Source organism: Adlercreutzia sp. St.1H8, assembly GCF_059728655.1.
This window is the reverse complement of record NZ_AP039376.1, coordinates 1962846-1983982: the sequence shown is the minus strand read 5'-3', so window position 1 is coordinate 1983982 and position 21137 is coordinate 1962846. Positions and strand designations below refer to the sequence as shown.

Sequence of the window (21137 nt, the reverse complement as noted above, 5' to 3'; positions counted from 1 at the left end):
CATGTCCCTGGAGAACGAGGTGCGCGCCCTGGCCGAGCGCGCGCGGAAGGCCAGCGTCGGGCTGGCGCAGACGACGGGCGAGGAGCGCGACGCCGCGCTCGATGCCATGGCAGGGGCCCTGCGCGCCCACGCCAGTGCCATCGTGGAGGCCAACGCAGCCGACATGGCCGCCGCCCGCGAGGCGGGCACGAGCGCGGCGCTCCTCGATCGCCTCATGCTCGACGAGGGGCGCGTGGAGGCCATGGCGGCCGCCCTCGAGGACCTGAGGGCGCTGCCTGACCCGCTCGGCCGCGCGCTCGAGGAGCGCACGCTCTACAACGGCCTCGAGCTCTCGCGCGTGTCGGTGCCGCTCGGCGTGGTGGCCGTCGTCTACGAGGCGCGCCCCAACGTCACCGCGGATGCGGCGGGCATCTGCCTCAAGTCGGGCAACGCCTGCATCCTGCGCGGCGGCAGCCTCGCGGCCCGCAGCAACGCGGCCATCGCCGAGGTGCTGCACGCGGCCGCCGTGGCCGCCGGCATGCCCGAGGGCTGCATCACCGTCATCACCACCACCGACCGCGCCGCCACCGATGCGCTCATGCAGCTTCACGGCCTGGTGGACGTGCTCATCCCGCGCGGCGGCGCCGGGCTCATCCGCCACTGCGTGGAGTGCTCGAAGGTGCCGGTCATCGAGACGGGGACGGGCAACTGCCACGTCTACGTCCACGCCTCGGCCGACCTGGGCAAGGCGCGCGACATCCTGCTCAACGCCAAGTGCCGGCGCTACGGGGTGTGCAACGCCGCCGAGACGCTGCTCGTGGACGAGGCGGCGGCCGATGCCTTCCTGCCCGAGACGCTCGCGGCCCTCGGCGAGCGCGGCGTGACCGTGCACGCCGACGAGCGCGCCCAGCGTGCCGCGGCCGACCTGGGGCTGGAGGTGCTGCCCGCCACCGAGGAGGACTGGGCCACCGAGTATCTGGGGCCGCACCTGGCCGTGCGCTGCGTCGCCGGTGTGGACGAGGCCATCGAGCACGTGAATCGCTACGGCACGCGCCACTCCGAGGCCATCGTGGCCCAGGATGCCGATGCCGTGGAGGCGTTCGTCAACCGGGTGGACGCGGCGGCGGTCTACGCCAACGCCTCGACCGCCTTCACCGATGGCGGCCAGTTCGGCCTGGGGGCCGAGATCGGCATCTCGACCCAGAAGCTCCACGTCCGCGGGCCCTTCGCCTTGGAGGCGCTGACCAGCTCCAAGTACGTGGTGCGCGGCGACGGCCAGGTTCGCGCGTAGTGCGCGTCTTCGACGAGATACACGGCCTGGTGGAGGCGGACGGGCCCGCCGCGCCGCCGGACGGCCTGGCCGGCTGGGCGCCGGAGGCGGCCAGCGACGGCGTGCCGCCCGTGGTGAGCGCTCGCTTCGACGACCTGGGCGCCGATGGGGCGCCGGCGCGCCTCGGCATCATGGGGGGCACCTTCGACCCCATCCACATCGGGCACCTTGCCTGCGCCGAGCAGGCGCGCGAGGCCTTCGGGCTGGACGCGGTGGTGTTCATCCCCACGGGCGTTCCCGCCTTCAAGCGCGACCGGGCGGTCACCCCCGCCCCCGACCGCCTGGCCATGTGCCGCCTGGCGGTGCTGCCCAACCGCCACTTCGACGTGAGCTCGCTCGAGATCGACCGGCCGGGCGTCACCTACGCGGTGGACACGGTGCGGGCCCTGCGCGCCCACTTCCCGGCCAACGTGGAGCTGTTCTTCATCACCGGCGCCGACTCCATCCTCTCCATCGCGCGCTGGCGCGAGAGCGCGGCGGTCGCGTCGCTCACGCGGTTCATCGCCGTGACGCGCCCCGGCTACGTGGTGACCGACGCCTTCAAGGCCGAGCTGGCGAGCCTCGGCGACTATGACGTGAGCTACCTGGAGGTGACGGCGCTCGCTATCTCGTCGAGCGCGCTGCGCGAGCGCGTACACGATGGGTTTTCACTGCGCTACCTCACCACGCTGCCCGTCTGCGACTACATCTACCGCCACGGCCTCTACCGCGGGCCCGGCGCAGCGCCCTTCGCCACCGCCTGCCCGCAGTAGGGCGGTTCGGGCGCATCACGAGAAAGGACGATGCCATGGATGAGAGGGACGACGGCGCCGCCGGCCTGACCGATGCGTTCCTGGCCGCGCGCGAGGCCGAGCTGGCCGGGCGCGTGAGCCCGCGGCGGCTTGAGCACATTCGCGGAGTGGCCGCCACGGCGCGGCGGCTCGCGCGAACCTACGGCGTGGACGAGCGGAAGGCCTACGCGGCCGGGCTGCTCCACGACTGGGACAAGGGCCTTGACGATGCCGGCATCCGCCAGCGCGTGCGCGACTTGGGGCTCGAGGAGGCCATCGGGCCTTGGGTCGTGGAGAACATGCCCCAGGTGCTCCACGCCCCCACGGCCGCGGCGGACCTGGGGCGCCGGTTCCCGGAGATTCCCGCCGAGGTGCTGCGCGCCATCGAGCGCCATACCGTGGCGGCCGAGGACATGGGCCCGCTCGACATGGTGCTCTACGTGGCCGACGCGCTGGAACCGGGCCGCCAGTTCGGGCGCATCGACGAGCTGCGCGCCGCCGAGGGCGCGGTCGACCTGGAGGAGCTGTTCTTCCTCACCTATGAATACTGGGTGTATCTGCTGCTCGAGCGCCGCCGCATGATGCATCCTGATACCATACGCATCTGGAACACGTACGTCGCCCGCCGGGCGCCGAAGAAGGGACAAGACCGTGAGCGAAGCTAAGAGGGAGCAGGCTGCTCCGCGCGAGTGCGCCATCATCGCCGCCCAGGCGGCCGACGAGAAGAAGGCCACCGACATCATGGTGCAGGAGGTACGCGAGCTCATCGGCGTCACCGACTACTTCGTCATCGTCACCGCGGCCAACAACCGTCAGGTGGACGCCATCATCGACGAGATCGAGGATCAGCTGCGCGAGCGCGGCGGCGTGAAGCCGCTGCACCGCGAGGGCTCGGCGGACGGCTCGTGGTCGCTGCTCGACTACGGCGCGGTGGTCATCCACGTCTTCCAGCCCGAGACGCGCGAGTACTACCGCCTCGAGACGCTCTGGAACGACGCGCCCGTCCTCGACCTGGCTGCCGAGGCGGGGCTTGCCGACCTCCAGTACTCAGACCGCATAGCCAAGCTGCTCGGCAAGGGGCCGACGGAGTAGCTCGGAGCCAGGGGTGATCCGGCGGGGCCGGGGGCGCGATGCCTCCGGCCCCGCCGGCGTTTTGGGGTGGGGATGGCCGTACCCGCGTGATCTGCGGAGCGGAGCGCGCGAGGGCAAGGGCCCTAGGCCAGGTCGCGGGCGGCAGGGAGGCCGTAGGCGCCCTCGGCGGCCGTGACCGCGTTGCGGATGGCCTGCTCCATGGCCTCGGTGGCGAGGGCGGCTACCACGTCCACGGGCGAGTGGACCTCGCCGGAGGCGAAGGCGAACACGGCGTCGCCGTCGTTCATGGTGTGGACGGGCTTGATGGCGCGGGCGTAGGCGTCGTGGACGACGGAGGCCACCTTCGTGGCCTGGGCCTTGGTGAGCGCCGCATTGGTGAGCACCGCGCCGATGGTGGTGTTGGTGACCGGAGCGCCCGCGGCCGCCGCCTGGGCCGCCGCAGCCTGGGCGAAGGCCTCCAGCGGATCCATGACGCGCCCGTCGGCGCCGCGCGTGCCGGCGATCCAGCTCCCGTCGGCGCCGCGCACGTGCCCGAGCGCGTTCACCGCCACGATGGCCGCTGCCACCACCTCGCCGGCGGCGAGCGCGGCGATGCCGAGGCCCGACTTCATGGCGGCCTCGGGCGCCCCGAGCTTGCCCACCGTCGCGCCCGTGCCCGCGCCGACGTTGCCCTGGGCCACCGCCGCGCCGTCGTAGCCCTCGGAGAGCGCCGCCTCGGCCGCAGCGCGGCCCATGGCCTTGTCTGGGTGGACGGGCTCGCCGATGAGCAGGTCGAACAGGCAGGCGCCCGTGACGATGGGCACGCAGGCCGTCCCGAGGGCGAAGCCGATGCCGCGCTCGGCCAGGGCGTCCATGACGCCGCAGGAGGCCTCGAGCCCGAAGGCCGAGCCGCCGGAGAGCACCACGGCGTGGACGGCCTCGATCAGGTTCTCCGGCTTGAGGAGGTCGGTCTCGCGCGTGGCGGGGCCGCCCCCGCGCACGGCTACCCCGCAGGAGGCGCCCGCAGGGGCCACGATGGCGGTGCAGCCGGTGGCTGCCCGGTCGTCCTGGGCGTGGCCCACGCGGAAGGCGGGCAGGTCGGCGAGGGTGGCGGGTCGCAGCATGGGGGTCCTTTCGTCGGGCGGGGTGATCGCCCCATTCTACCATCGGGGGAGCTCTCATCCCGCCCCTGGCCGCCCGCGGTCGCTGCCCCCGCGGCGCCCCCTCATTGCACCTCAGGTGCCGCCTTTGGGGGCAAAAGGGGACAAAAGGCGCCAACGACCTGCGGCTATACCGTCCAAGGGCACGGTTGCCCCGTCCCCGTGCCGGGCCTACCATGGCCGTGTCGCAAACCGAGGCCCATCCCCTGAGAGGAGACGCTATGTCCTCCTTCCTCAAGGCGGCGCTGTGCAGCGGCCAGCGTCCGGACGGCCTGCTGCCCGTGCGCCATGTCCCGCGCCCCGACCTCATCGCGCGCCTTCTGCGCTCCCGCTCGGTGGCGCGCTTCCTCGTGGCGCCCGACGGGTTCGGCAAGACGGCCGTGGCGGCCGAGTACGCCGAGACGGTCTTCGGCTTCAAGCGTGTCTTCTGGATCAACGCGCGCTCGCCCTGTTTCCTGCGCGACCTGGACGCCGGGATCATCGCCGAGAGCCTGGCGCTCATAGGCCCCGTGGCGCGCCTAGCGGTGTTCGACGACGTGCCGCTGCTCGACCCCGCGCGCGCCGAGCGCTTCGCCGCGCTCGCCGACCGCCTGCTGGCCGAGGACGTGGAGGTGCTCGTGACCTGCACGCCCTCGGGAGATGCCTACGGCCCCTTCCAGCACGACCGCCTGCTGCTGACCGGCGCCGACCTGCTGCTCACCGAGGAGGAGAGCGTCCTGCGCCTGGCGGGGGAGGGGGCGCAGGCCCTCCCGCCGGCGCTGCGCAACCCCGCCGAGCGCGTAGCGTGCCTGCGTTGGGGCGAGGGCGGCCCGCAGCTGCTCGCCCGCGGCATCCGGCGCGAGGAGCTGCCGGCCGACCTGCTGCTGGCGCTGCTCGTCACGTGCCTGCTCGGCGCGGGGAGCCTGGACGACCTGACCGACTTCGTCCCCGAGCGGCGCTGCGAGGAGCTGGCGGCCTCCCTGGAGGCGGGCTATCCCTTCGCCGGGGTGGACGTGGCCGAGCGCCAGTACCGCGCGGCCGTCCTGGACGTGGAGGTGCTCGCGCACGCGGTGTCGCCCGCGCTCGGCGCCCTGGCCGCGGTCTCGGTGCCCGGCGAGCGCGACGCCCTGGCCGGCCGCCTGGCAGACGTGCTCGTCGCCCGCGGCGCGTGCCGGCGCGCCGTCGAGGCGATGGGGGCCTTCGCCTCGCGCGCGGCCTGCGGGACGTGGCTGGCGACGCGGGGGTGGAGCGTCACCTGCGCTGGCCACGGGCGCGCGGTGATGGCGCTCTACGACACCGTGTGGCACCGCGCCCAGCCGTCGCGCACCGCCCTGAACGTCGCGGCCGGGTGGGCCGCCGCGGCGCTCGGTGACGATGAGACGGCGGCCACCCTCGGGCGTCGGGCCCTCGGCGCCGCGGCGACGGGGTCGGCCGAGCGCCTGCACGGCGCGACGCTGCTCATGCGCTGCGGCGCGCCGGAGGAGCGCGACCGCGCCCGGGAGGCTGCCGGCGAGCTGCTGAGGCGTCCGGACGTGGTCGCGGGGTCGCCCGCCGCCATCCTGGGGGCGGTGGCCCGCGCCCTGGCCGAGGGCGCGGCGGCCGGGGCGCGGGCCTGGGTGGCGGCGGGAGAGGGGCCGGCCTCGGCCGACGAGGAGGCCCTGCTCCTGGCTGCCGGGTGGGTGGCCTCGGCCGCCAGCGACGAGGCGGCGCCGGCCGACGAGGCCCTCGTCGGCCTGGCGGGATGGGTGAGCGCGCGGCTGGAGGCCCGGGCTGCGGCCGGCGACCCCCTGGGGTGGGCGGCGCTCGCCGCCGGGGCCGGGCTCGAGCCGCTGACGACGAGGCTCTCCGTCCTGGGGAGGCTCGCTCCCTCGGTCGAGCTCGTGGGCGCCCTGCGCGCCGCCGAGGTGCGCGAGCGGGAGGAGCGGGCCGCCCACCTCCACGCCCGCGCCACGGGCGACCGGCGCTCGGCGGCCTGGCGCCGCGCGCACCCCGACCCCTTCCGCGAGGATCGCCGCACGCGCCCTGCCACCGCGCCATCGCCCCAGGCCATGCCGCCTGTCTTGCACGTCGATCTGTTCGGCGGGCTGTCCGTGCGCATAGGCGACGTCCCCGTGACGAGCAGCGTCATCGCGCGGCGCAAGGCCAAGACGCTGCTGGCCGTCCTCGTCCTGCGCCGCGGCGGGGAGCTGCCGCGCGACCGCTTGGCCGAGGCGCTCTGGCCCGACAGCGACCCCAAGACGGCGCGCAAGAACCTCAGCTCCACCTGGTCGGCGCTCGCCCGCGCGCTGGCGGTGGACGGCAGCTGCCCCTACCTTCTGGCCGACGACTACGGCTGTCGGCTCGACGGGCGCCTGGTGGAGAGCGATGTCGGGCGCTTCGAGGCCCTCTGCCGCAAGCTGCTGTTCAACCGCGCCCAGCTGGACACCTGGGAGGAGCTCTACTCCCAGGTGTGCGGCGACTACGCCGACGACCTGCTGCCCTGCGAGCACGATTCCGCCCTCGTGGACTCGCTGCGCCTGCGCTACCGCACCGAGCTGGCCGATGCCCTGGTAGCGGCGTCCGAGCGCCTGGTCGAGGCGGGGGAGGTGCGCGGCGCGCTTTGGTTCGCCCGCGAGGCCCTGCGCCGTGACTCGAGCCGCGAGGACGCCTATGCGGCCCAGATGCAGGCGCAGATAGCCGCAGGCCAGCGCGCCGCGGCCTTGGAGACGTACTTCGCCTGCCGGGCCTATTTGGCCGAGGAGCTGGGCATCGACCCGTCCCCGCGCATCGTCGAGCTCTACCGCGCCGTCATCGAGGAGGAGGTGGAGGTGTGAGGCCGAGCGCAGGGCGGCCGTGGCGCGGGGCTCCGCTCGACGCGTCGTCGTCGCGAGCCGAGGTCTCGCTCCTCCTTTGGCTTGACCTCGCCGCGCCCCGTGCCACGGCCGGGCCCTTCCCGGCGTCTTCCCTGTTGGCACTGTGTAATTCGCACTTCGGGGGCACTGCCTATGCTAAAGTGCTTGTACTTGTGCGATGGCGTGTTCGCGCCGCCGCACTCGGCCGACATCATCGAGAGAAAGACGAGACCTTCCATGGGATTTCTTTCCAAGCTGCTCACCCTCGGCGAGGGCAAGCAGCTCAAGCGCTACGAGGCCATGGTGCAGAAGATCAACGGCCTCGAGCCGTCCATGCAGGCCCTCTCCGACGAGGAGCTGGCGGGCCTGACCGAGCAGTTCCGCGCGCGCTTTGCCGCCGGCGAGAGCCTTGACGACCTGCTGCCCGAGGCCTTCGCCGCCGTGCGCGAGGCGAGCGTGCGCACCATCGGGCTGCGCCACTTCGACGTGCAGCTCATCGGCGGCATGGCCCTGCACGAGGGGCAGATCGCGGAGATGAAGACCGGCGAGGGCAAGACGCTCGTCTCCACCCTGGCCGGCTACCTCAACGCCATCCCCGGCGACAACGTGCACATCGTCACCGTCAACGACTACCTGGCTCGACGCGACTGCGAGTGGATGGGCCGGATCTACCGCTTCCTCGGCATGCGCACCGGGCTCATCCAGAACGGCATGCGCCCGGCGGACAAGATCCCCGCCTACCAGGCCGACGTCACCTACGGCACCAACTCCGAGTTCGGCTTCGACTACCTGCGCGACAACATGGTCACGCGCGCCGGCTCGCGCGTGCAGCGCGGGCATGCCTTCGCCATCGTCGACGAGGTGGACTCCATCCTCATCGACGAGGCCCGCACGCCGCTCATCATCTCGGGCGCGGGCACCCAGGCGGCCGAGACGTACAACAAGTTCGCCCGCGTGATGCCCGGCCTGAAGGAGGGCGTCGACTTCGACATGGACGAGGCGAAGAAGACCATCAACGCCACCGAGAGCGGCCTGGAGCGCATCGAGATGATGCTCGGCATCGACGACATCTACGCCGATCCCTCCGGCCAGCTGGCCAACCACCTCCAGCAGGCGCTCAAGGCCCAGTTCCTCTTCCACCGCGACATCGACTACGTGGTGGTGGACGGCGAGGTCAAGATCGTCGACGAGTTCACCGGCCGCATCATGGAGGGCCGCCGCTGGTCCGAGGGCCTGCACCAGGCCGTGGAGGCCAAGGAGCGCGTGCTCGTGCGCGAGGAGAACCAGACGCTGGCCACCATCACCCTGCAGAACTACTTCCGCCTCTACGACAAGCTGGCCGGCATGACCGGCACGGCCATGACCGAGGACGCCGAGTTCCGCCAGATCTACAACCTGCCCGTCATGGCCATCCCGCCGAACAAGCCGGTCATCCGCAAGGACGAGAACGACCTGGTCTACCGCACGGTGGACGCCAAGTTCAACGCCGTGGCCGACGACGTGGCCGCCCGCCACGAGGCCGGCCAGCCCTGCCTCATCGGCACCGTGTCCATCGAGAACTCCGAGCGCCTCTCGCGCCTGCTCGACAAGCGCGGCATCAAGCACGAGACGCTCAACGCCAAGAACCATGAGCGCGAGGCGCACATCGTGGCCCAGGCCGGGCGCGCCGGCGCCGTGACCATCGCCACCAACATGGCCGGCCGCGGCACCGACATCCGCCTCGGCGGCGATCCTGACGTGCTGGCCGAGGACCTGCTGCGCGCCCGCGGGCTCGACCCCGACGCGCCCGAGCTCGACGAGGCCGGCAACCCGCATCCCGACCGCCCCACCGACGCCCAGCGCGCGGCGGCGCTCGAGGAGGCCCGCGCCACCTGCGCCGCCGAGCAGCAGGCGGTGCTCGAGGCCGGGGGGCTCTGCGTCATCGGCACCGAGCGCCACGAGTCGCGCCGCATCGACAACCAGCTGCGCGGCCGCTCCGGCCGTCAGGGCGACCCGGGCACCACGCAGTTCTACCTCTCGCTCGAGGACGACCTCATGCGCCTGTTCGGCGGCAGCCGCATGGACTCCATCTCCAACATGATGAAGAAGACGGACATGCCCGACGACATGCCCATCCAGGCGGGCATGGTGTCCAAGTCCATCGAGAGCGCCCAGCGCCAGGTGGAGTCGATGCACTTCGCCGCCCGCAAGAACGTGCTGGAATACGACGACGTGATGAACCTGCAGCGCAAGGCCATCTACGAGGAGCGCAACGCCATCCTCGACGGCAAGGACATGGCCGGCCGCACCCCGGGCATCATCGCCGACGCGGTGGACGAGGTGGTGGGGGAGATGTGCCCCGCCAACCTGCCGAGCGACGACTGGGATGCCAAGGGCGTCGACATGTGGGCGGCCAACATGACCGGCACGAGCGGCTTCTCCCTGGCCGCGCTCGACCATGACGACGATCCCCAGGAGGTGGACGAGGCCCTGGCGGCCTACCTCGAGGGCATCTACGACGAGAAGGCCTCCACCTTGGGGCACGCCATGATGGAGAGCCTGTCCGCCCAGGTCATGCTGCGCATCATCGACACCAAGTGGATGCAGCACCTCCAGGAGATGGACTACCTCAAGACGGGCATCGGCCTGCGCGCCTTCGGTCAGCGCGACCCGCTCGTGGAGTACAAGAACGAGGCCTACGGAGCCTTCGAGCGCCTGACCGCGTCCATGTACGACGACTACCTGCGCACGCTCCTGCGCCTCCAGGTGGCGGTGAGGCCCGACGCGGCCGCCCCGCTGCCCGAGCAGAGCGACCCGCTCGAGCGCTCGATGAGCTACTCAAGCCCCGAGGAGGCGCTCTCCGGCTCTGGTACCGCCTCGGCCCGCCGCGCCGCCGCCCCGGGCGCCGGCGCGCCGCCCCGGCCCGCCCCAGCCAAGCCGGCCACCTACGAGAAGGACCGGGACGATCCCTTCGCCAACGTGGGGCGCAACGACCCCTGCCCCTGCGGCAGCGGCCTCAAGTACAAGAAGTGCCACGGCAAGGACCAGTAGGCCCGCGCCATCCGATTCGCCCCGAAGAAGAGCAGAGACGATGGAACTGAAGGAAATCGCCAAGGAACTGGAGGCCGTCGCCGCCCGCATCGCGGACGCGCGCGGCTTCCTGCACATCGATGACAAGGCCGCCGACCTGGCCCGGCTCGACGCCCAGATAGCCTCCCCCGGCTTCTGGGACGACGCCTCCCGCGCCCAGCAGGTGTCGAAGGAGGCTTCCAACCTGCGCGACACCATCGCCGAGTACGACGAGGCCGCCGCCCTGCTCGAGGACGCCCGCGCCGCCTTCGAGCTGGCGGGGGAGGACGCCGCCTTCGCCGAGGAGAGCGAGGAGTGCCTGGGGCGCCTGGCCGCCATGCTCGACGGGCTGGAGGTGGCCTCGTGGTTCTCCGGGCGCTTCGACGGGGGCGACGCCATCCTCACGGTGAACCCCGGCCAGGGCGGCCTGGAGGCCCAGGACTGGACCGAGATGCTCTACCGCATGTACACCCGCTACGCCGACGCCAAGGGCTGGCGCGTGACCGACCTGGACGTGGTGCCCGGCGAGGGCATCGGGCTCGACCGCGCCGTGGTGCAGGTGGAGGGCCGCAACGCCTACGGCATGCTGCGCTCGGAGGCCGGCGTCCACCGCCTCGTGCGCATCTCGCCCACCGACGACAAGAAGCGCCGCCAGACCACCTTCGCGAGCGTTGAGGTGCTGCCGGTGATGCCCGATGACATCGAGGTGAACCTCAACCCCGCCGACGTGCGCGTGGACGTGTACCGCTCGAGCGGCCCGGGCGGCCAGTGCGTCAACACCACCGACTCCGCCGTGCGCCTGACGCACCAGCCCACCGGCATCGTCGTCACCTGCCAGAACGAGAAGTCCCAGCTCCAGAACAAGGAGGCCGCCTTCCGCGTGCTGCGCGCCCGCCTCTACGAGCTGGAGGAGCGCAAGCGCGCCGCCGAGCTGGACGCGTTGCGCGGCGAGCGCATGGACAACTCCTTCGGGTCGCAGATCCGCAACTACGTGCTCTACCCCTACCAGATGGTGAAGGACCTGCGCAGCGGCGTGGAGACGGGCAACGTCGACGCGGTGCTCGGCGGCGACCTGGAGGATTTCGTCATCGGCTACCACAAGTGGCACGCCTCGCAGTAGCGCGCGCCCGCGGCGGCCGCGCGCCGGTCGCATACCGCCTATCATCGCGGCCCTGACCCGCGGTTTTGCTAGAATGAGTCCGTTGCGTTTTTCGAGGAAAGGAACTGCCGTGGACGCAAGCCCATTGGAGGCGGAGGCCCGCTCCCTCCGCGCCGACATCGTGTCGATGATCGCGGAGGCGGGCAGCGGGCACCCCGGAGGGTCGCTCTCCTGCGCCGACATCCTGACCGCCCTGTACCTGGGCGGCGTGATGGAGCATGATCCCGCCGACCCGAAGAAGGAGGGCCGTGACTGGTTCATCCTGGCCAAGGGCCATGCGGCGCCTGCGCTCTACGCCACGCTGGCCCACGCCGGCTACCTGCCGCGCGAGGAGCTCAAGACCCTGCGCAAGCTGGGCACGCGCCTCCAGGGCCATCCCGACTGCCGCCTCTGCCCGGGGGTGGAGGTGTCCACCGGCTCGCTCGGCCAGGGCCTCTCCATCGCCGCCGGCACCGCCGCGGGGCTTGCCCTCGACGGTCGGGCGGGCACTGTGTTCACGCTGCTCGGCGACGGCGAGTGCGAGGAGGGCCAGGTCTGGGAGGCGGCCATGTTCGCCGCCCACCGCGGCCTGGGCAACCTCGTGGCCATCGTCGACCTCAACGGCCTGCAGATAGACGGCGCCACCGCTGACGTGTGCGACCCGGGCGATTTGGGCGCGAAGTTCGCCGCCTTCGGCTGGGACGTCACCTGCGTTGACGGGCACGACCTGGGCGCCCTCGTCGAGGTGCTCGGCGGCGCCAAGCGCGCCGGCGGGAGCCGCCCCCACGCCGTCATCGCCCGCACCGTCAAGGGCAAGGGCGTCTCCTTCATGGAGGGCCAGGCCGGCTGGCACGGCAAGGCGCCCAACGCAGAAGAGCTCACGATCGCGCTTGCCGAGCTGCAAGCGGCCGGCGAGTAAGGAGGCCACGACATGGTAAAGCTCGCAACTCCTGAGCAGGCGGCCCAGAAGAAGGCCACCCGCGCGGCGCTCGGCGTCACCCTGGCCGAGCTCGCCGCCGAGGGCCTGCCCGTGGTGGCCGTCGACGCCGACCTCACCGGCTCCACCACCACCAAGAAGCTCGCCGACGCTGGCTTCGCCGAGCGTCTGTTCAACTGCGGCATCGCCGAGCAGAACATGATCGACGTGGCCGCGGGCCTCGCGCTCACCGGGCACGTGGCCTTCACCGGCTCCTTCGCCGTGTTCGGCACGGGCCGCGCCTACGACCAGATCCGCAACACGGTGTGCTACTCGGGGCTCGACGTGAAGATCGCCCCCACCCACGCCGGCGTGTCGGTGGGGCCCGACGGCGGCTCGCACCAGATGCTCGAGGACGTGTCGCTCATGCGGGGGCTTCCCGGCATGCGCGTGCTCGTGCCGGCCGACTACGCGGCGGCCCGCGCGGCCATCCGCCTGGCGGCGGCCACGCCCGGCCCGGTCTACGTGCGCATGGGCCGCGCGTCGGTGCCCTGCGTCTACGCGGACGACGTGGAGCTGGAGATGGGCCGCGCCTACGTCCTGCGCGAGGGCACCGACGTCACCATCGTCGCCAACGGCGTGGAGATACGCGAGGCCCTGCTCGCAGCCGAGGAGCTCGCGGGCGCGGGCATCTCGGCCGAGGTGATCGACGCCTTCTGCGTGAAGCCGCTCGACGCCGACACCATCCTGGCCTCGGTGGCCAAGACGGGGCGCGTGGTGGTGGCCGAGGAGCACAGCGTCATCGGCGGGCTGGGGTCGGCGGTGGCCGAGCTTCTGGTTGCGCGGCACCCGGCCCCCGTGGCCTTCGTGGGCGTGCGCGACCGCTTCGGCAAGTCGGGCGAGTTCGAGGAGCTGCTGCGCTACTTCGAGCTTGACTCCGCCGCCGTTGTTGAAGCTGTGAAGAGGGTCTTGGCCGTTTAAGCCGTCTGCTAGAATTGGACGGTCTCAGTAATGAACGACAATTTGAACGGAGCAAACTGTGACCAATGATACGAGCCAAGGGCGCTCGCCGCGTGCTCGCCATGCCGGCTCGGGGGCTCACTCCCGCCGCGCCCAGATGGCGTCGCAGCTGTCGCAATCGCTGCCCGTGCTCGAGGTTGACGAGACCTCCGCGCCCCTGGGCACGCCGGTCATCACCTTCGACCATGTGACCAAGGTCTACCCGGCCCAGCCCAACAAGCCCGCGCTCAACGACGTGTCGCTGCAGATCTACGCGGGCGAGTTCCTCTTCCTCGTGGGCCATTCCGGAAGCGGCAAGTCCACCTTCATCCGCCTGCTCACCCGTGAGATCAAGCCCTCCGAGGGCAAGATCTACGTGGCGGACGAGGACCTCACCACCATGCGCAACTGGCGCGTGCCCTACCTGCGCCGCAACATCGGCTGCGTGTTCCAGGACTTCAAGCTCCTGCCGAACAAGACGGTGTTCGAGAACGTGGCCTTCGCCCTGGAAGTTATCGGGAAGAGCCGTCATGTCATCAAGACCCAGGTGCCCGAGGTGCTGCGCCTGGTGGGCCTGTCGGAGAAGCTCAACAGCTATCCCGACCAGCTCTCCGGCGGCCAGCAGCAGCGCGTGTCCATCGCGCGCGCCATCGTGAACCGCCCGCCGCTGCTCATCTGCGACGAGCCCACGGGCAACCTTGACCCGCAGACGTCCCGCGGCATCATGGACCTGCTCGAGCGCATCAACCGCACCGGTACCACGGTGCTCATCGCCACCCACGACCGCGAGATGGTGGACAACATGCGCCGGCGCGTCATCGCGCTCGACCGCGGGCACCTGACCCGCGACCAGGACCGGGGGGTGTACGGCTTCGATGTCTAGCTTCTTCTACTTCCTCAAGGAGTCCATCCAGGGCTTCACCCGCAACCTGTCCACCACGTTGGGCTCCATCGTCACCATCTTCCTCTCGCTGCTGATCATCGGCGTGTTCTTGGTGGGCGGCACCGTCATCAACCACCTGGTGTCCTCCATCGAGAACGAGGTGTCCATCACCGCGTACGTGGCCGATGACGCCGACCAGGCGCAGATCGACGCGCTCATGGGGGAGATCCGCGGCATGGAGGGCGTGGCCTCGGTCGACTTCACCACCAAAGACCAGGCGCTCGAGAACTTCCGCAACACCTCGAACAACCCTGACATCATCGACCAGCTTGACGGGCAGAACCCGCTGCCGGCCTCCATCGACATCGAGCTGTCGGACCCGCAGCTGGTGGAATCGGTGGCCGGTCAGGTGCTCGCCACCTCCATCTACCCCACGATCACCGACAACCCCGATGACCCGGCAGAGGCCGTGAAGTACGGCCAGCAGTCCGTCGAGCGCCTGTTCGCGGTGACCAACTACGTGCGCTACATCGGCATCGCGCTCATCGCGCTGCTCATCTTCATCGCGCTCGTGTTCATCAACAACACCATCCGCCTGGCCATCCTGGCGCGTCGCAAGGAGATTGCCATCATGCGCCTGGTGGGCGCGTCCAACGGCTTCATCCGCGGCCCCTTCCTCATGGAGGGCGCGCTGCACGCGCTCATCGGATCGCTGCTGGCCGTGGGGGTGCTCCAGGCGCTGCGCTCGGCCGCCATCCCGCGCGTCCAGGCGGCGCTGCCGTTCCTCTCGCTTGAGGTGGACGGCGGCACCTACGCGATGATCTACCTGTCGCTCGTGGCGGCGGGCCTGGTCATCGGCCTCATTGGATCGGCGTTCGCCATGCGCCGCTACCTGAAGGTGTAGCTCCGGAGGGCACCTATGGCCAAGGACGGCAAGCACAAGGGCCGCGAGCGCAAGGCCGCGGCCCTGACGAAGCAGGAGCGGGCGCGTGGTCGCAGGACCATGCGCCTCCTTGCGTTCTTCCTCGTGGTGGTCGTGGCCTTCGCGGCGGGATTCGCGGTGCGCAGCCAGACGGCCTTCGTGCAATCCCTCGGGTTCCCCGTATCGCCTGATGAGGCGGCGGCCACCTCGTCATCTAAGAACGTCAAGTCCACCTATGACTCCATCTCCGCCCGGGTGGAGGAGGTGGAGGACCTGCTGTCTGGCAGCAGCCTGGACGCGGTGGATTTGGAGAAGGCCACCTACTCCATGCTCGACGACCTGCTCAAGGCGACCGGCGACCCCTATGCCGCCTACTTCAACCCGGACCGCTACAACGGCTACATCAAGGAGACGACGGGCCGCACCTATGCGGGCATCGGCGTGCTGTTTTCCGAGTACAACGGCCGTGCCTACGTCGCCGACGTGTTCGAGGGCTCCGAGGCTGAGGCCAAGGGCGTGCGCCAGGGTGACTTCGTGGAGGCCATCGACGGCGACTCGAGCCGCGTCTGGTCGCTGACCGAGGTGGTCAACTCGCTCGCGCGGGACGAGGGCGCGAACGTCATCGTCACCTGGATGCGGCCCATCAGCCTCGATGCCGAGACCGGCTCTGAGTTCACTACCACGCTTCTGTGCCGCCGCTACGAGGAGGTCAACGTCACCACCGAGCTGGTGAACGAGGTGGGCTACATCCGCCTGCGCCAGATCACGCAGAACTCGTCAGACCTGGTGAAGAGCGCCGTGGCCGACCTGACCAACCAGGGCGCCACTGCGTTCGTGCTCGATATCCGCGACAACCCCGGCGGCTACCTCACCCAGGCCGTGGACATCGCGAGCCTGTTCATCAAGAGCGGCGTGATCGTGGAGATCCGCACGGTGGACGGCGTGTCCTCCAAGACGGCGAGCGGCGTGACGGTGACTGACGCCCCGCTCGTGGTGCTCGTGAACGGCTACACGTCCGCCGCCTCCGAGGTGCTCGCCGCGGCCCTTCAGGACAACCAGCGTGCCGAGGTGGTGGGGCAGACTACGCTCGGGAAGGGGTCGGTGCAGGTGGTGCGCGAGCTGACCTTCGGCGGTGCGGTGCGCTACACGGCGGCCTACTACCTCTCGCCCCTCGGGCACGAGATCAACGGCGCGGGCGTGGTGCCCAACATCATGGTAGACGCCACGGAGGATGCCGACACCCAGCGCCTGGTGGCCATCGATACCGCGCACTCGCTCGTGGCGCGGGGATAGGCGCCCCGAGGCGACGGCCTGGCCGCCTCCGGTGGGCGTCGGCCTGAGTTGGCGCGTCGGTCCGAACGGAGGCGTCTGCTCGAATTGACGCGTCGGTTCGAACTGGGCAGAATCGACGGCTTGACGACGTTTTTTCGGGCTCTCGTGCGGCCTTTGCGTGCTCGGCGTCGTAAAACCCCAGATCGCGTTTTTTCGCCGGGCTGCGATTGGGCGCGCTGGGCGCCGCCAAGTGTCGTCAAGACGTCGATTCTGCCCCGTTTGCAGCGCCTGACGCGCGGGGCCGTCGCGGATGCGGGCCTGCTGCGCGAGGGGTGTCGCAGGCGCGACTGCCTTTGTGCCAGCGGAGTCCGCCGCGGGGTGCGGCCGTCCCGCGCGTTGCCTGTCGCTGTCGTATCCGTTGCCCATCCGCCTGCTGGCTGCCGCCCGCCGTCCAGCGCCGCCCCATCGTCCGCCTCCGTGAAAGGAGCCCCTCCATGGCCCGACATCGCAAGCATGTGCGCCGCGCCCCGCGGTCGAACCCGCGTGGGGTGCTCGTGGCCCGGGCCGGCGGCTTCGGGTTCGTCTCCACCGCCGAGGGGGAGTTCTTCGTGCCCGCCTCCGCCATGGGCGGGGCCTTCGACGGCGACCTGGTGGAGCTGGCGCCCATCAGCCGCCGCGGCGAGCGGGGCGGGGCGTCCGGCCGAGGCGGGGGACGTCGCGACCAGGACAAGCCGGCGGCACGCGTGGTGCGCGTGCTCGACCGCGCCCACGACATGGTGATCGGCCGCTACGAGGTGGCCGAGCCCTTCGGCGTGGTGGTGCCCGAGGACACGCGCATCTCCTACGACATCTTCACCCTGCGCGCCGACCACCCCGAGGTGCCCGACGGCGCCCTCGTGCGCGTGCGCGTGACGCAGTTCCCCACGCGCCACACCGCCGCCACGGGCGTGGTGGAGGAGGTCATCGGCACGGCTGAGGCGGCAGCCCTGGGTGTGGACGTCATCGTGGCACGCCACAAGCTGGAGACGGAGTTCTCCGAGGCGGCGCTGGCCGAGGCCCGCACCGCCGTCCTCGACGAGGAAGGCGCCCTGGCCGCGGGCTACCGCGACCTGCGCGACCGCGTGACCTTCACCATCGACCCGGCCGATGCGCGCGACTTCGATGACGCGCTGTCGCTCGACTGGGTGCCGGCGGACGGGACGTCTCGCCCGAGGCCTGGGGGGAAGCCAGACGCCGGCGCGGCGGGGGAGGCTTGCGGGCTCTGGCGGCTGGGGGTGCACATCGCCGACGTGTCGCACTACGTGGAGTGGAACTCGTCGCTCGACCTTGACGCGCGCCGGCGTGCGACGAGCGTGTACCTGGTGGACCGCGTGATCCCCATGCTGCCCGAGGAGCTCTCCAACGAGCTGTGCTCGCTCAAGCCCGGCGAGGCGCGGCGCTCGATGACGGTGGACCTGTACCTGGATGACGCGGGCGACCTGGTGCGGTTCGAGGCGTATCCGGCGCTCATCCGCTCGGACGCGCGTCTCACCTACGACGAGGCGCAAGAGATGATCGAGGCGGCGGGCGAGGCGCCTGGCGAGGGGGGAGCCTGGCGGCAGGAGGCGTCTGCCGCGGCGGCGTCGGGAGCCGCGTCGTCGCCTGCGTCGGATGCCGAGGCGGCAGGTGCGGCCTGCGCCGCGGCGTCTGCGGACGCCGTGCCTGACGGCCGGCCTCGCTCTGGCGAGGGCCTGCCGGCTGCCGATGCCGCCGATCCCATCGCATCCCGCGTCGTCGCGGCAGCGCGGCTCGCGCGCCTGCGGCAGGGCATTCGCACGCGGGCCGGCGCGCTTGACTTCGACACCGTCGAGGCCAAGGTCCAGCTGGACGCGGATGGCGCGCCTATCGGCATCCGCCTGCGTGCCAAGACGGCTGCCACCGAGCTCGTGGAGCAGGCGATGATCCTGGCCAACGAGGCGGTGGCCACGTTCTTGGAGACGCGCGGGTTCCCCTGCCTCTACCGCGTGCACGAGCGGCCTGCGCCCGATGCGCTCGGCGGCCTTGTGCCCGTGCTCCAGGAGTTCCCCTGGTTTGGGGAGGAGATGGCGGCGCGCCTCGTGACGGGTGATCCGCAGGTGCTCCAGGACGTGCTGGCGGCAAGCGAGGGACGGCCCGAGGGCGAGCTGGTGTCCATGCTGCTTCTGCGCTCGATGCGCCGCGCGCTCTACCGGCCGGCCAACGACGGCCACTACGGGTTGGGGCTGGCCGCGTACGCGCACTTCACGAGCCCTATCCGCCGCTATCCTGATCTCGTGGTGCATCGGATGCTGCGCGCGGCGCTCACCAAGCGGCCGCAGAAGTTCGACCAGGAGGTGGCCGCGCTGCCCTGGATAGCCGAGCACTCCTCGGACATGGAGCGCGTGGCCGATGAGGCGGCCCGTGAGTCGCAGGAGCTCAAGATGACGGAGTACCTGGCCGGGCACGTGGGGGAGAGCTTTCCCTCCATCGTGTCGGGCGTGGCGAGCTACGGGCTCTACGCGCGGCTTGAGTGCACCGCCGAGGGGTTCATTCCCCTGCGCGCCCTCGGGCGCGAGTACTTCGCCTTCGACGCGCAGCGCTATACGCTCACCGGCGAGGAGAGCGGACGCGTCCTCCGCCTGGGCCAGCGCCTTCCCGTCACGCTCGTGCGCGCCGAGGCAGCTACGCGCAAGATCGAGCTCAAGCCCGCCGAGGGGCGCGATCTGCGCTGGTAGGCGTTTGGGCGGGCGACGGACGGGCTGGGGCTGGCGCGAGGGAGATCGGGCTGGCGGGCCGGGGGGCGGGCGCTGGTACGAGGGCTCGCGTGGCGGGGGGCGGGCTGCCTGGCCTGCGGCGCTGGCACGAGGGATCGCGTGGCGGGAGATCGGGCCGCCTGGCCTGCGGCGCTGGCGCGGCGGGCTGCCTGGCCGGGGGGCGCGGCGGGCTGGGCGCGCCAGCGTGGGCGGAGGACCGGTCGAGGGCATCCTCTTGCGGCGGAGGCGCCGAAACTGCACGGTTTTGACGACTTTGCGACAGAGTGGGGGCGTTCTCGGGCCTTGGGAGGGCGCGTTTTCTCCGATCGCCAAGCGCGACCTGGGGAAACGTCTGCCAGAGCGCCCGTTGCGGTACGTCGGGCGTCACAAAGTCGAAAAAACCGTGCAGTTTCGGCGGCGTTCCGCGTCAATTCGCCCCGTTCGTCCCGTTCGCTCCGCGTACCGAGCGCCGAGCGCCGAGCGTCCGCGCGGACGGCGCTAGGCCAACCCGATCCAGGTCTGGATGATGGGCAGCCACCCGAGCGCGAGAATCACGATGACGAGCGTGGGCACGCCGAAGCGCATCCAGGGGCGGATCCACGTGGGGAAGCGCAGGCCCTCGCCGCTGTTGGCCTCGGCGAGGAAGTTATCCCAGCCCCAGCCGCGCTTGCTCACGCAGAACGCCACGAACACGAGCGAGCCGAGCGGCAGGATGTTGTTGGACACGAGGAAGTCCTCGATGGACTGGATGTTGCCGACGCCCGGCAGCTCGAGGCCCGAGAGCACGTTGAAGCCGAGTGCGCAGGGCAGCGACAGCAGCGGGATGGCGATGAGGTTGAAGATAACCGCCTTCTTGCGCGACCAGCCCCACTGGTCCATGGCGAACGAGAGGATGCACTCGAACACCGCGATGACGGTGGAGAGCGCCGCAAAGCTCATGAAGATGAAGAACAGCGTGCCCCACACATTTCCGAGCCACATCTGCTCGAACACGGACGGCAGCGTGATGAACACGAGCCCGGGGCCGGAGTCGGGCGCCACGCCGAAGGCGAAGCAGGCGGGGAAGATGATGAGGCCGGTGGCCAGCGCCACGCCCGTGTCGAGGGCGCCGATGGTGGCCGCCTCGCCCATGAGCGATCGGTCCTTGCCGATGTAGCTGCCGAAGATGGCCATCGAGCCCATGCCGATGGACAGCGTGAAGAACGCCTGGCCCATGGCGGCGTAGGCCGCGTCGCAGAACGTCTTCACGTCGGAGAAGATCTTGGAGAAGTCGGGCGCCAGGTAGAACAGCACGCCCTCGCCGGCGCCAGGCAGGGTGACCGCGCGCACGATGAGCACGCCGATGATGGCGAGCAGGCACACCATCATCACCTTGGTGATGCGCTCGACGCCCTTCTGCAGGCCGAGCGAGCACACGCCGATGGCGATGGCCACGGCCACCACCATCCAGGTCACGAGCTCGGCCGGGTTGGCGAGCATGCTGTCGAAGGCCGCTGCGGTCTGGGCGGTGCTGGCCTCGGAGAAGGTGCCGGAGGCCATCTTGGGCACGTAGGCGAGCATCCAGCCGGCCACGGTGGTGTAAAACATCATGAGCAGGTAGTTGCCGGCGATGCCCACCCACTTGAAGCGGTGCCAGCCCGACCCCTTCGGCTCGAGCACGTCGAACGAGCGCGCGATGGACTTCTGCGAGCCGCGTCCCACCGCGAACTCCATGGCCATGATGGGCAGGCCGAGGATAACGAGAAACACCAGGTACATGAGCACGAAGGCCGCGCCGCCGTACTCGCCGCAGATGTAGGGGAAGCGCCAGACGTTGCCCAGGCCGATGGCGCAGCCGGCGCTGATGAGGATGAAGCCGAGGCGGGATCCGAACTGCTCTCGCTGCATGGGGTGTCCTTTCGGGCCGCGTCGTCCGGGGCGGCTGCGGCGGATGGTGGGTGCGATTGCCGCCGGGCGTGCCCGACGAGCTGGGACATTGTACCTGATGCAGGCCGCCTTTCCCCCGGCGTCGCGCAACTGGATCGTTATCAGGCTCTTCCCCGCGCCCCTGCGGAAATGCGCTACCATGATACGCGTTAGCATACCCTTA

At 71.0% G+C, this 21137-nt stretch carries 15 protein-coding genes; 13 read left to right on the top strand and 2 right to left on the bottom strand.

Annotated features, from left to right (window positions below; genetic code table 11):
- Window position 1: 1 nt before the first annotated feature.
- Genes AC6I0Y_RS07775 through rsfS form a run of 4 tightly spaced genes read left to right on the top strand, consistent with a single transcriptional unit; the run spans window position 2 to window position 3171 of the window.
- Window positions 2-1270, top strand: coding sequence for a glutamate-5-semialdehyde dehydrogenase (locus AC6I0Y_RS07775; protein ID WP_497730736.1), 1269 nt, complete (start codon window positions 2-4; stop codon window positions 1268-1270).
- Complete coding sequence (gene nadD, locus AC6I0Y_RS07770; RefSeq protein ID WP_497730733.1) at window positions 1270-2061, top strand: nicotinate-nucleotide adenylyltransferase; 792 nt, start codon at window positions 1270-1272, stop codon at window positions 2059-2061. Before AC6I0Y_RS07775 ends, nadD begins: the two co-directional genes overlap by 1 nt.
- Window positions 2062-2096: 35 nt before the next feature.
- Entirely contained in the window at window positions 2097-2744 is a 648-nt protein-coding gene (gene yqeK / locus AC6I0Y_RS07765; RefSeq protein WP_497730731.1) for a bis(5'-nucleosyl)-tetraphosphatase (symmetrical) YqeK, read from the top strand.
- Window positions 2731-3171: a ribosome silencing factor gene (gene rsfS, locus AC6I0Y_RS07760; RefSeq protein WP_497730729.1), complete on the top strand. Its 441-nt coding sequence runs from the start codon at window positions 2731-2733 to the stop codon at window positions 3169-3171. Before yqeK ends, rsfS begins: the two co-directional genes overlap by 14 nt.
- A 122-nt stretch (window positions 3172-3293) precedes the next feature.
- Here the strand turns inward: rsfS and AC6I0Y_RS07755 are convergent, their stop codons facing one another.
- Window positions 3294-4274 carry a P1 family peptidase gene (locus tag AC6I0Y_RS07755; protein ID WP_497730726.1) on the bottom strand — a complete coding sequence of 327 codons (981 nt, stop codon included), beginning with the start codon at window positions 4272-4274 and terminating at the stop codon, window positions 3294-3296.
- A 257-nt stretch (window positions 4275-4531) separates the two neighbouring features.
- Here AC6I0Y_RS07755 and AC6I0Y_RS07750 point away from each other — a divergent pair, with 257 nt between their 5' ends.
- The 9 genes from AC6I0Y_RS07750 to AC6I0Y_RS07710 all read left to right on the top strand — a co-directional run bounded on the left by AC6I0Y_RS07750 (window position 4532) and on the right by AC6I0Y_RS07710 (window position 19030).
- On the top strand, window positions 4532-7102 hold the full coding sequence (locus tag AC6I0Y_RS07750; RefSeq protein ID WP_497730724.1) for an AfsR/SARP family transcriptional regulator: 2571 nt from the start codon (window positions 4532-4534) through the stop codon (window positions 7100-7102).
- A 255-nt stretch (window positions 7103-7357) separates the two neighbouring features.
- Window positions 7358-10150, top strand: a complete 2793-nt coding sequence (gene secA / locus AC6I0Y_RS07745; protein WP_497730722.1) for a preprotein translocase subunit SecA — start codon at window positions 7358-7360, stop codon at window positions 10148-10150.
- Window positions 10151-10190: 40 nt separating this feature from the next.
- Window positions 10191-11288: a peptide chain release factor 2 gene (prfB, locus tag AC6I0Y_RS07740; RefSeq protein WP_497730719.1), complete on the top strand. Its 1098-nt coding sequence runs from the start codon at window positions 10191-10193 to the stop codon at window positions 11286-11288.
- A 109-nt stretch (window positions 11289-11397) separates the two neighbouring features.
- Complete coding sequence (locus AC6I0Y_RS07735; RefSeq protein WP_370520295.1) at window positions 11398-12225, top strand: transketolase; 828 nt, start codon at window positions 11398-11400, stop codon at window positions 12223-12225.
- 12 nt (window positions 12226-12237) lie between these two features.
- Window positions 12238-13203, top strand: coding sequence for a transketolase family protein (locus AC6I0Y_RS07730; RefSeq protein ID WP_160709309.1), 966 nt, complete (start codon window positions 12238-12240; stop codon window positions 13201-13203).
- 58 nt (window positions 13204-13261) lie between these two features.
- Window positions 13262-14104 (top strand): cell division ATP-binding protein FtsE, encoded by an 843-nt coding sequence (ftsE, locus tag AC6I0Y_RS07725; RefSeq protein ID WP_370520296.1) that lies wholly within the window; start codon window positions 13262-13264, stop codon window positions 14102-14104.
- Window positions 14097-15008 carry a permease-like cell division protein FtsX gene (ftsX, locus tag AC6I0Y_RS07720; RefSeq protein ID WP_160709311.1) on the top strand — a complete coding sequence of 304 codons (912 nt, stop codon included), beginning with the start codon at window positions 14097-14099 and terminating at the stop codon, window positions 15006-15008. Before ftsE ends, ftsX begins: the two co-directional genes overlap by 8 nt.
- Before the next feature lie 15 nt (window positions 15009-15023).
- Window positions 15024-16319: a S41 family peptidase gene (locus AC6I0Y_RS07715; RefSeq protein ID WP_160709313.1), complete on the top strand. Its 1296-nt coding sequence runs from the start codon at window positions 15024-15026 to the stop codon at window positions 16317-16319.
- Window positions 16320-16792: 473 nt separating this feature from the next.
- Complete coding sequence (locus tag AC6I0Y_RS07710; protein ID WP_497730713.1) at window positions 16793-19030, top strand: ribonuclease R family protein; 2238 nt, start codon at window positions 16793-16795, stop codon at window positions 19028-19030.
- 516 nt (window positions 19031-19546) lie between these two features.
- Here AC6I0Y_RS07710 and AC6I0Y_RS07705 read toward each other — a convergent pair.
- Entirely contained in the window at window positions 19547-20935 is a 1389-nt protein-coding gene (locus tag AC6I0Y_RS07705; RefSeq protein WP_497730710.1) for a sodium-dependent transporter, read from the bottom strand.
- Between the last annotated feature and the right edge of the window lie 202 nt (window positions 20936-21137).

Excerpts from the sequence above, each read along its gene's own strand:
- secA (WP_497730722.1), top strand. The coding sequence starts at position 7,358 with ATGGGATTTCTTTCCAAGCTGCTCACCCTCGGCGAGGGCAAGCAGCTC.
- AC6I0Y_RS07755 (WP_497730726.1), bottom strand. The coding sequence starts at position 4,274 with ATGCTGCGACCCGCCACCCTCGCCGACCTGCCCGCCTTCCGCGTGGGC.
- AC6I0Y_RS07710 (WP_497730713.1), top strand. The coding sequence starts at position 16,793 with ATGGCCCGACATCGCAAGCATGTGCGCCGCGCCCCGCGGTCGAACCCG.
- AC6I0Y_RS07750 (WP_497730724.1), top strand. The coding sequence starts at position 4,532 with ATGTCCTCCTTCCTCAAGGCGGCGCTGTGCAGCGGCCAGCGTCCGGAC.
- AC6I0Y_RS07775 (WP_497730736.1), top strand. The coding sequence starts at position 2 with ATGTCCCTGGAGAACGAGGTGCGCGCCCTGGCCGAGCGCGCGCGGAAG.
- prfB (WP_497730719.1), top strand. The coding sequence starts at position 10,191 with ATGGAACTGAAGGAAATCGCCAAGGAACTGGAGGCCGTCGCCGCCCGC.
- yqeK (WP_497730731.1), top strand. The coding sequence starts at position 2,097 with ATGGATGAGAGGGACGACGGCGCCGCCGGCCTGACCGATGCGTTCCTG.
- ftsX (WP_160709311.1), top strand. The coding sequence starts at position 14,097 with ATGTCTAGCTTCTTCTACTTCCTCAAGGAGTCCATCCAGGGCTTCACC.
- AC6I0Y_RS07730 (WP_160709309.1), top strand. The coding sequence starts at position 12,238 with ATGGTAAAGCTCGCAACTCCTGAGCAGGCGGCCCAGAAGAAGGCCACC.
- AC6I0Y_RS07705 (WP_497730710.1), bottom strand. The coding sequence starts at position 20,935 with ATGCAGCGAGAGCAGTTCGGATCCCGCCTCGGCTTCATCCTCATCAGC.
- AC6I0Y_RS07715 (WP_160709313.1), top strand. The coding sequence starts at position 15,024 with ATGGCCAAGGACGGCAAGCACAAGGGCCGCGAGCGCAAGGCCGCGGCC.